We start from the raw sequence: 7,446 nt of genomic DNA, 5'->3' as shown, positions 1-7,446 counted from the left end.
CCGCCGTTCGTCGGCGAGCTCGTGCGCGCGACGGCGGAGGCCGAGGTCAACGGCTCGCCGCGGCCCGCGCAGACGCCCGCCGACCTGCCGGACGAGCGCGCGCTGACCCGCGTCGCCCGCGGTGAGCAGGTGCGGAACCTGCGCGGCGGGGAAACGCTGGAGCTGCTCCAGCAGCGGCTCGCCGAGCACGGCGTACCGGCCGCCGCGTACCGGATCGGCGCGAACGAGGTGCCCGCCGAGGGTGTCTGGACGCTTCGCCGCGCCGAGAACGGCTGGGAGGTCTCGCGGCCGCCGTTCGACGAGCCGGTGGCGTTCGGCTCGCTCGGCGACGCGGCCCGGTTCCTGCTCGGCGTGCTGCTGATGCTGCCGCCGCGCCCGGCCGAGGAGTCCGACCAGCCCGCCGACTGGCCGATCCTGCCGATGCGCGGCGAGCCGCCGTTGAACTTCTACCGCGGCAAGCGCCTGATCACGCTCGCGCCGGGCACGACGGTCGTCCGGTTCGGCAACGAGACCGGCAACCTGGTGCACGCGGACGGCTCGCGGTTCGTCGAGACGTCGCTGGCGTTCGAGCGCGAACGCGAGAAGCGGCTGTACCGGGTGCTGCGCGGGGTGCGGGTGCTGACCGGCGTGACGGCGCCGTGGAGCGGGATGCCGGGCGGCGCGGTCGCCTACCTGCTGCCGCGGCCGCTCGCCCAGCACGTCGAGACGGGCTCGCTCAGCAGGCAGTGATCAGGACGGCGGGCGACCACCAGTAGTCGGCGAGCGGGGTGACGTCGACGTCGGTGAAGCCCGCCGTCTCCAGCTGTTCGACCCAGGCCGCGGCCGGCTGCTCCCAGTTCGTGCGCTCCTGCCCGGAGACGATCCCGAGCAGCACCGGCAGCAGGAAACCCTGCGCGACCAGGGTGGCGTCGTCGCCGTACTCGGCGACCCCGCGCTCGTAGCGTTCGACGAGCGAGCGCAGGTGCGCCGGCGAGCCTTCCTCGAACTCGGGGACGTCGAACTCGGCGATGACCAGCTTCCCGGTGCGCAGCTGCAGCGCGCGCAGCACGTCCGCGCGCTGCTCGGGCTCGATGGACTGCAGCGCGAAGGTCGACTGGACGAAGTCCCACCCGAGGTCGTCGCGGGCCAGGAAGTCCTGGGCGGTCGACTGCCAGCACTGGGCCGTGGGCACCCGCTCGTGGACGCCGTCGAGCAGCGCGGCCGACGGCTCGACCAGGTCGATCCGCGCGGGTGTGTGCGCCGCCTGCTCGAGCGCGGGCACGACGGCGAGGCCGTCCCCGCAGCCCAGGTCGAGCAGCGATTCTGGCTTCTCGGCGTCGTAGCGCTCGGCGAGCGCGGCGCTCAGCGCCCGGTACAGGCCGACGTTGCCGCCACCGCGGATGAACGCCGTGAACGCGCCCGGCTGGTCGTACACCGGCGCCGAGCCGTCCCCGCCCAGGTAGGTCCGCAGTTCGTCGGCCAGCGAGGAGCCGGCGCGCCCGGCTTCGGCGGCGAGGGCGGCGGCCTGGTCGCGGTCACCGGCGCGGTGGGCGGCGAGGGCGTCGGCGAGCAGCTCGATCGAGGTCATGTCTCAGGAGATATCAGAACGGGACCCAGAGCGTCACTCGCGTGCCGCCCCCGGCGAGTCCCGATTCGACCCGCGAGGTCCCGCCGACCTCGGCCAGGCGTGCGGTGATGGACTCGCTGATGCCGAACCCGGCCGGGTGATCGGCGGCGCTGAAGCCGCTGCCGTGGTCGCGGGTGATCACCGCGATGCCGCCGTCGCGCTCCTCGACCCGGACCACGACCCGGTCGGTGCCGGAGTGCTTCATCGTGTTCCGCAGCGCCTCGCGCACGGCGTCGCGGATCGCGATCTGCCGGACTTCCGAGAGCGTGTCGTCGTCCAGCTCCGCCACCACGAGCTGGGCGCGCAGGCCGTCGCGCGCCATCTCGGCGGCGAGCGCGGCGAGCTTCTCGCCCAGCGGCCGGGCCCCCGCCTCGGCCCGCTCGGACTTCGCCGTCTCGATCGTCTGCCGGATCTCCATCGCCTGCGCTCGCGCGAGCCGCTGGATCTCGACCAGCCGCTCTTCGGGGTTCGCCGTCCCGGACAGCGCCATCGCCTCGAGCGTCTGCAGCACGGTGTCGTGCAGCATCCGGTGCTGCTGGGCGCGCTCGGCGAGCCGCCCGTTGCGCGTGCCGTACGCCAGCGCCAGCCGGGTGCCGAGGCCGGTCAGCAGCAGCGCGGCGGTGGCCAGGAACAGCTCGGCGAGCAGCACCGAGTACGTCGAGAACGCGGCGCCGACCTCGAACCGGCCGGTGTTGAGCCAGTTCGCGAGCATCCGCAGCGGGAAGCTCGCCAGCCCGAACACCAGTCCACTCGGGACGCCCAGCGCGAGCGTCAGCAGCCCGGCCTCGCCGAACAGGTGGACGCTGCTCACCGCGAGCGCGTCGAAGTAGCCGTCCGCCGGCACGGTCACGGCGAGGACGAGCGGCGAGAGCACGGTGAAGACCAGGTCGACCGCGAGGAGCTTTCCGGCGTCCCGGCCGCGGAACGGCGCCGAGCGGAACATCCAGCGGAGGCCGATCACGTTCAGCGCAACCGACAGCAGCGTGAACACCCCGACCGGCAGCAGCCCGGTCGTGCCGTGGCGGGAGGCGTAGACGCCGAACTGGCCGGGCACGGCGAGCAGCCGGTAGGCCAGCGGGATGAGCACGACGTACCGCGTGGCGCGCAGCAGCAGGCCGTCCCGCTCGCCCGGGTCGATCGGGCCGTTCATCCGCGAGATGCGCCGCAGCGCGTGCATCGGCGTGGGGTCGGCGATCTCGTCGGGGAGCTCGCTCGTGGCTGCTGCGATCGCGGGGGCGCCGCGGCGCATCAGCGCCACCAGGAAGCTGCCCCCGCCCGCCGTCACGGCTCAGCCGTTCCCGATGCCGTTTTCCGCGGCCCACTGCCTGAGCTCGGCCACGGCTTCGTCGTGCTCCAGCGGCCCCCGGTCAAGCCGGAGGTCCTTGAGGAACTTCCACGCCTTCCCGACGTCCGGCCCCGGCTTGATGCCCAGCAGCTCCATGATCTGCTCGCCGTTGAGGTCCGGGCGGACGCGGTCGAGGTCCTCCTTGGCCTTCAACGCCGTGATCCGGGCCTCGAGGTCGTCGTACGTCGCCTGCAGCGCGGCCGCCTTGCGGCGGTTGCGCGTGGTGCAGTCGGCGCGGACCAGCTTGTGCAGCCGGGTCAGCAGGGGGCCGGCGTCGGTGACGTACCGGCGGACCGCCGAGTCCGTCCACTCGCCCTTGCCGTAGCCGTGGAACCGCAGGTGGAGGAACACGAGCTGGGAGACGTCGTCGACGATCTCCTTCGAGTACTTCAGCGCCCGCAAACGTTTGCGGGCCATCCGCGCGCCGACCACCTCGTGGTGGTGGAAGCTCACGCCGCCGCCCGGCTGGAACTCGCGCGTCGCCGGCTTCCCGGCGTCGTGCAGCAGCGCCGCCAGCCGCAGGATCAGGTCCGGCTCGGACGTCGGCTCGTGCGACTTCTCCAGCTCGATCGCCTGGGCGAGCACGGTCAGCGAGTGCTGGTAGACGTCCTTGTGCTGGTGGTGCTCGTCGATGGCCAGCCGCATCCCGGGCACCTCGGGCAGCACCCGGTCGGCGAGCCCGGTGTCGACCAGCAGCTCCAGGCCCGGCCGCGGGTCGGCGGCCAGCAGCAGCTTCGACAGCTCGGCCTGCACGCGCTCGGCGGTGATCCGGTCGATCTCGCCCGCCATCGACGTCATCGCGTCGACCACCCGCGGCGCGGCGGTGAAGCCCAGCTGCGCGGCGAAGCGGGCGGCCCGCAGCATCCGCAGCGGGTCGTCGGCGAACGACTCCTGCGGCGTCGCGGGCGTGTCGAGGACCTTCTCCTTCAGGGCGCTCAAGCCGTCGTGCGGGTCGATGAACGTCCCCGACGCCAGCTCGACGGCCATCGCGTTGACCGTGAAGTCGCGGCGGAGCAGGTCGCCCTCGATGCTGTCGCCGAACGTGACCTCGGGGTTGCGGCCGACGCGGTCGTAGCTGTCCGCGCGGAACGTCGTGATCTCGAGCTGCATGCCCTTCTTGGTCACGCCGATGGTGCCGAAGGCGATCCCGACGTCCCAGACCGCTTCGCCCCACTCGCTGACGATCTTCAGCACCCGGTCCGGCCGGGCGTCCGTGGTGAAGTCGAGGTCGCCGGACCGCCGGCCGAGCAGCGCGTCGCGCACGCTGCCCCCGACCAGGTAAAGGCGGTGGCCGGCACTGGCGAACCGCTCCGCCAGTTCCTCGGCCAGGGGGGAGACCCGCATCAGCTCCACCACCGCGTTCTGCTTGACGACCACGTCGTTCACGAAAATCCCACTACGTTCCAGGTGCGCTTGCTCCGAGCACCGCCGGACACGGACACGGAGAGCCAGCCTACCGGGGCAACCGTTTGCTCTAGCATCGCAGCATGTCTGGATCAGCCGGCCGACCCGGCGCCTCGAAGCCGCGCAGGCGGCGCAGGCGCCAGCGCGGCAGGCGCCTGACCACGGTCGACGAGACGTCGGCCGGTGGCCTCGTGGTGGACGCGGCACGCGAACAGGCGGTGCTGATCGGCCGGCTCGACCGGCACGGCAGACTGCTGTGGTCGCTGCCCAAGGGCCACATCGAGGACGGTGAGACGGTGGAACAGACGGCCGTGCGCGAGGTGAAGGAGGAAACCGGCATCTCCGCGCGCGTCATGCGGCCGCTGGGCACCATCGACTACTGGTTCGTGGCCGAGCGGCGGCGCATCCACAAGACCGTCCACCACTTCCTGCTCGAGGCGCTCGGCGGTGAGCTGTCCGACGAGGACGTCGAGGTCACCGAGGTGGCCTGGGTCCCGCTGGCCGAGCTGGAGACCAAACTCGCCTACTCCGACGAACGCAAGCTCGTCCGGAAGGCCAAGGAACTTTTCGCGCGCCCGGACGTCCACGGACGAGACGAGCACGCCCCTGAGGGAGCCCCCGAGTGAAGCGGTTCGCCGCAGCCTTCCTTTCCGTCCTCTTCCTGGCCGTCCCCGCCTTCGCCGGAGCCTCGGTGGCCCAGGCGGAAGAGGGCGCCCGCCTGCGCGTCGACCTGGATCAGCTCGCCCCGCGCGTGATCACCGGGTCGACGACGACGCTGACCGTCGCGGGCACGGTGACCAACACCGGCGACCGGAAGATCACCCGCCCGCAGGTCCGCCTGCAGGTCGGCGACCGGGTCACGACCTCGCGCGGGATCAACGACGTGCTCTCCGGCGCCGTCGTCAAGGACAGCCCGCTGACCGACTTCGCGTCGGTCGCGGACGCGCTGGAGCCGGGGCAGACCGCGCCGCTGAACATCACGGTGAACCTGACCGGCCCGCGGGCGGAGCGGTTCAGCCGCCCCGGCGTCTACCCGCTGCTGGTGAACGTCAACGGCACGCCGGAGTTCGGCGGGCCCGCCCGGCTCGGCGCGGTCAGCATGCTGATGCCGGTGCTGACCAGCCCCGGCAAGCAGGCCACCGGCCGCGCCGGCGCGCCGAGCATGACCATGCTCTGGCCGCTGACCAGCAGCGTCCCGCAGGTGTACGCGGCGCCGTACGGCCAGCCGCTGGTGCTGCGCGACGACCGACTGGCCGCCGAGATCGTCGGGGACGGCCGGCTGAACGCGCTGGTCACCGCCGCGGCTGCGGCCGTGCACGGCAACTCGAACCTCGCGAAGTCGATGTGCTTCGCCCTCGACCCGGACCTCCTGACCACGGTCGACGCGATGAGCCGCGGCTACCAGGTGCACACCGACGGCGGGAACGTCCAGGGCAAAGGCACCGAGGCCGCGAAGGCGTGGCTCACCTCGCTCAAGACGCTGCTGACCGGCCGGTGCGTCGTGGCGCTGCCCTTCGCCGACGCCGACCTCGAGGCCGTCGCCAAGATCCGCCCGGGCGACACCTCCCTGGTGACCGCCGCGGTCTCGGGCACGGCAACCATCCAGCAGCTGGCCGGCGTCACGCCGCAGACCGGCGTGCTCTGGCCGGGCGGTACGCCGAGCGAAGCGGTGCTCGCGGCGTTGTCCCAGGCCGGCGTCCGCACGGTGCTGACCGACACGGGCAAGCTGGCACCCACCGCGGCCGGCGGCGGCGTCACCGTGCAGGGCAGCACCGTGCGCGCGCAGCCGACCGACTCGCTGGTGTCGGCCGCCATGACGGGCGTGCGGACCGTGCCCGACTCGGTCACCGTGCCGGTGAACACCGAGCGGGCGATCTCGAGCCAGAACGGTCTCGGCGCCCTCGCCTTCCGGGCCGGCCTCGGCCAGCCCGCCGGCCAGGAACGGCCCGACCACCTGCTGATCGCCCCGCCGCGGCGCTGGGACGCGCCGGCCGCGGAGCTGACCGCGTACCTCGAGCAGGTCAGCGCCTTCATCAGCGCCGGCGTGGTCACCCCGATCGCACTCCCGTCGCTGCTCTCGGCCGACCCGGCCGCCACCGGCGCGGTCGGCGACAGCGGCCAGGACCCGAACGCGGCCGTCGACCCCCAGGTCGTCTCGACGCTCTCGGCCGTCGAAGGCCAGGCCGCCGGCATGGCGTCCTCGATGCAGCTCGACGCCACCAAACGGGTGAAACCGGATGATGTCGTCGCCCCGGTCCGGCTGGCCGAGCTCCGCGGCGCGTCGACGGCGTGGCGCGGCCTGCCCGCCGACGCGGCGACCGCGAACGCCCAGGCGGAGATCGCGGCGATCAGCGACCGCGTGAGCGTCCAGCAGCCGCGGCAGACGATCGCGCTGGCGTCCGGTAACTCCCCGCTGCCGGTCTACGTGGTGAACGACCTGCCGGTCGGCATCAACGCGCGGTTCACCCTGAGCAACAACACGGGCCTGCGCGCGGACGTCAGCAAAGAGGTGTCCTTCCCGGCGGGCGGCGGCCGCCAGTACCTGCTCCCGGTCGAGGCGCTGCGGGCCGGCCGGTTCAGCGTCGATGTGTCGTTGAGCACGCCCAGCGATACCCCGCTCGGGTCATCCGCGCGGTTCGAACTGACGTCCACGGAGTACGGCGCGATCACCATCATCGCGACCGTCGCCGCAGGTGTGGCGCTGCTTCTGCTCGCCTCGAGGCGCATCTACCGGCGGGTAAAGGACGCCCGGGCCGGACGCGATGTAGTGGACTGATCCCTCGGCCTTCGCGTGTTCCGGGCGGTTCCCGATTACCCTTGGTCCGCACATGCGCGGCACCAGGCCGCGGCACCGGAGTAGAGCACCGAGGATTGGGCGCGCGTTGGAGAGAGAGCCGGGCTTACCACCCGAGCGTGCGAGTCGTCCTCGGCGCGAAGCCGGTCCGCCCCCGCAACGGGGGGACGGGCCCCCGCGCGCGTCGCAGCCGGTCCGCCGCCAGCAGCCCCCACCACCGGAGGAGCGCGGCCGTCGGCAGCCGCCCCGCAACGGCCACACCCGCCACCTCCCGACCCCGGACGACGCACAGCGCCC

The 7,446-nt window shown here is 73.0% G+C and carries 6 protein-coding genes; 3 read left to right on the top strand and 3 right to left on the bottom strand.

Annotated features, from left to right (window positions below):
- Positions 1–729 (top strand): TNT domain-containing protein (locus tag G3I65_RS55555; protein ID WP_160704635.1); only part of this gene is annotated, 729 nt, incomplete at its 5' end.
- Here G3I65_RS55555 and G3I65_RS55550 read toward each other — a convergent pair.
- From G3I65_RS55550 to G3I65_RS55540, 3 genes are read right to left on the bottom strand one after another with little or no spacing between them, the layout of a single operon-like run.
- Entirely contained in the window at positions 716–1,567 is an 852-nt protein-coding gene (locus G3I65_RS55550) for a class I SAM-dependent methyltransferase (protein WP_160704633.1), read from the bottom strand. The genes G3I65_RS55555 and G3I65_RS55550 overlap by 14 nt on opposite strands.
- 13 nt (positions 1,568–1,580) lie before the next feature.
- The gene (locus tag G3I65_RS55545; RefSeq protein ID WP_160704637.1) at positions 1,581–2,855 is read right to left on the bottom strand and encodes an ATP-binding protein; all 1,275 of its coding nucleotides are present in this window, start codon (positions 2,853–2,855) and stop codon (positions 1,581–1,583) included.
- Positions 2,856–2,894: 39 nt separating this feature from the next.
- A complete protein-coding gene (locus G3I65_RS55540) occupies positions 2,895–4,337 on the bottom strand; it encodes a CCA tRNA nucleotidyltransferase (RefSeq protein ID WP_160704631.1) in 1,443 nt (480 codons plus the stop codon).
- A 101-nt stretch (positions 4,338–4,438) separates the two neighbouring features.
- Here G3I65_RS55540 and G3I65_RS55535 point away from each other — a divergent pair, with 101 nt between their 5' ends.
- On the top strand, positions 4,439–4,981 hold the full coding sequence (locus tag G3I65_RS55535; RefSeq protein WP_163046934.1) for an NUDIX hydrolase: 543 nt from the start codon (positions 4,439–4,441) through the stop codon (positions 4,979–4,981).
- On the top strand, positions 4,978–7,131 hold the full coding sequence (locus G3I65_RS55530) for a DUF6049 family protein (RefSeq protein ID WP_160704629.1): 2,154 nt from the start codon (positions 4,978–4,980) through the stop codon (positions 7,129–7,131). Before G3I65_RS55535 ends, G3I65_RS55530 begins: the two co-directional genes overlap by 4 nt.
- The last annotated feature ends 315 nt before the right edge of the window (positions 7,132–7,446 follow it).

It is taken from the genome of Amycolatopsis sp. SID8362 (assembly GCF_010550475.1).
Taxonomy (GTDB): domain Bacteria; phylum Actinomycetota; class Actinomycetes; order Mycobacteriales; family Pseudonocardiaceae; genus Amycolatopsis; species Amycolatopsis eburnea.
The sequence above is the reverse complement of the archived record's forward strand: the minus strand, read 5'-3'. Positions and strand labels throughout refer to the sequence as shown.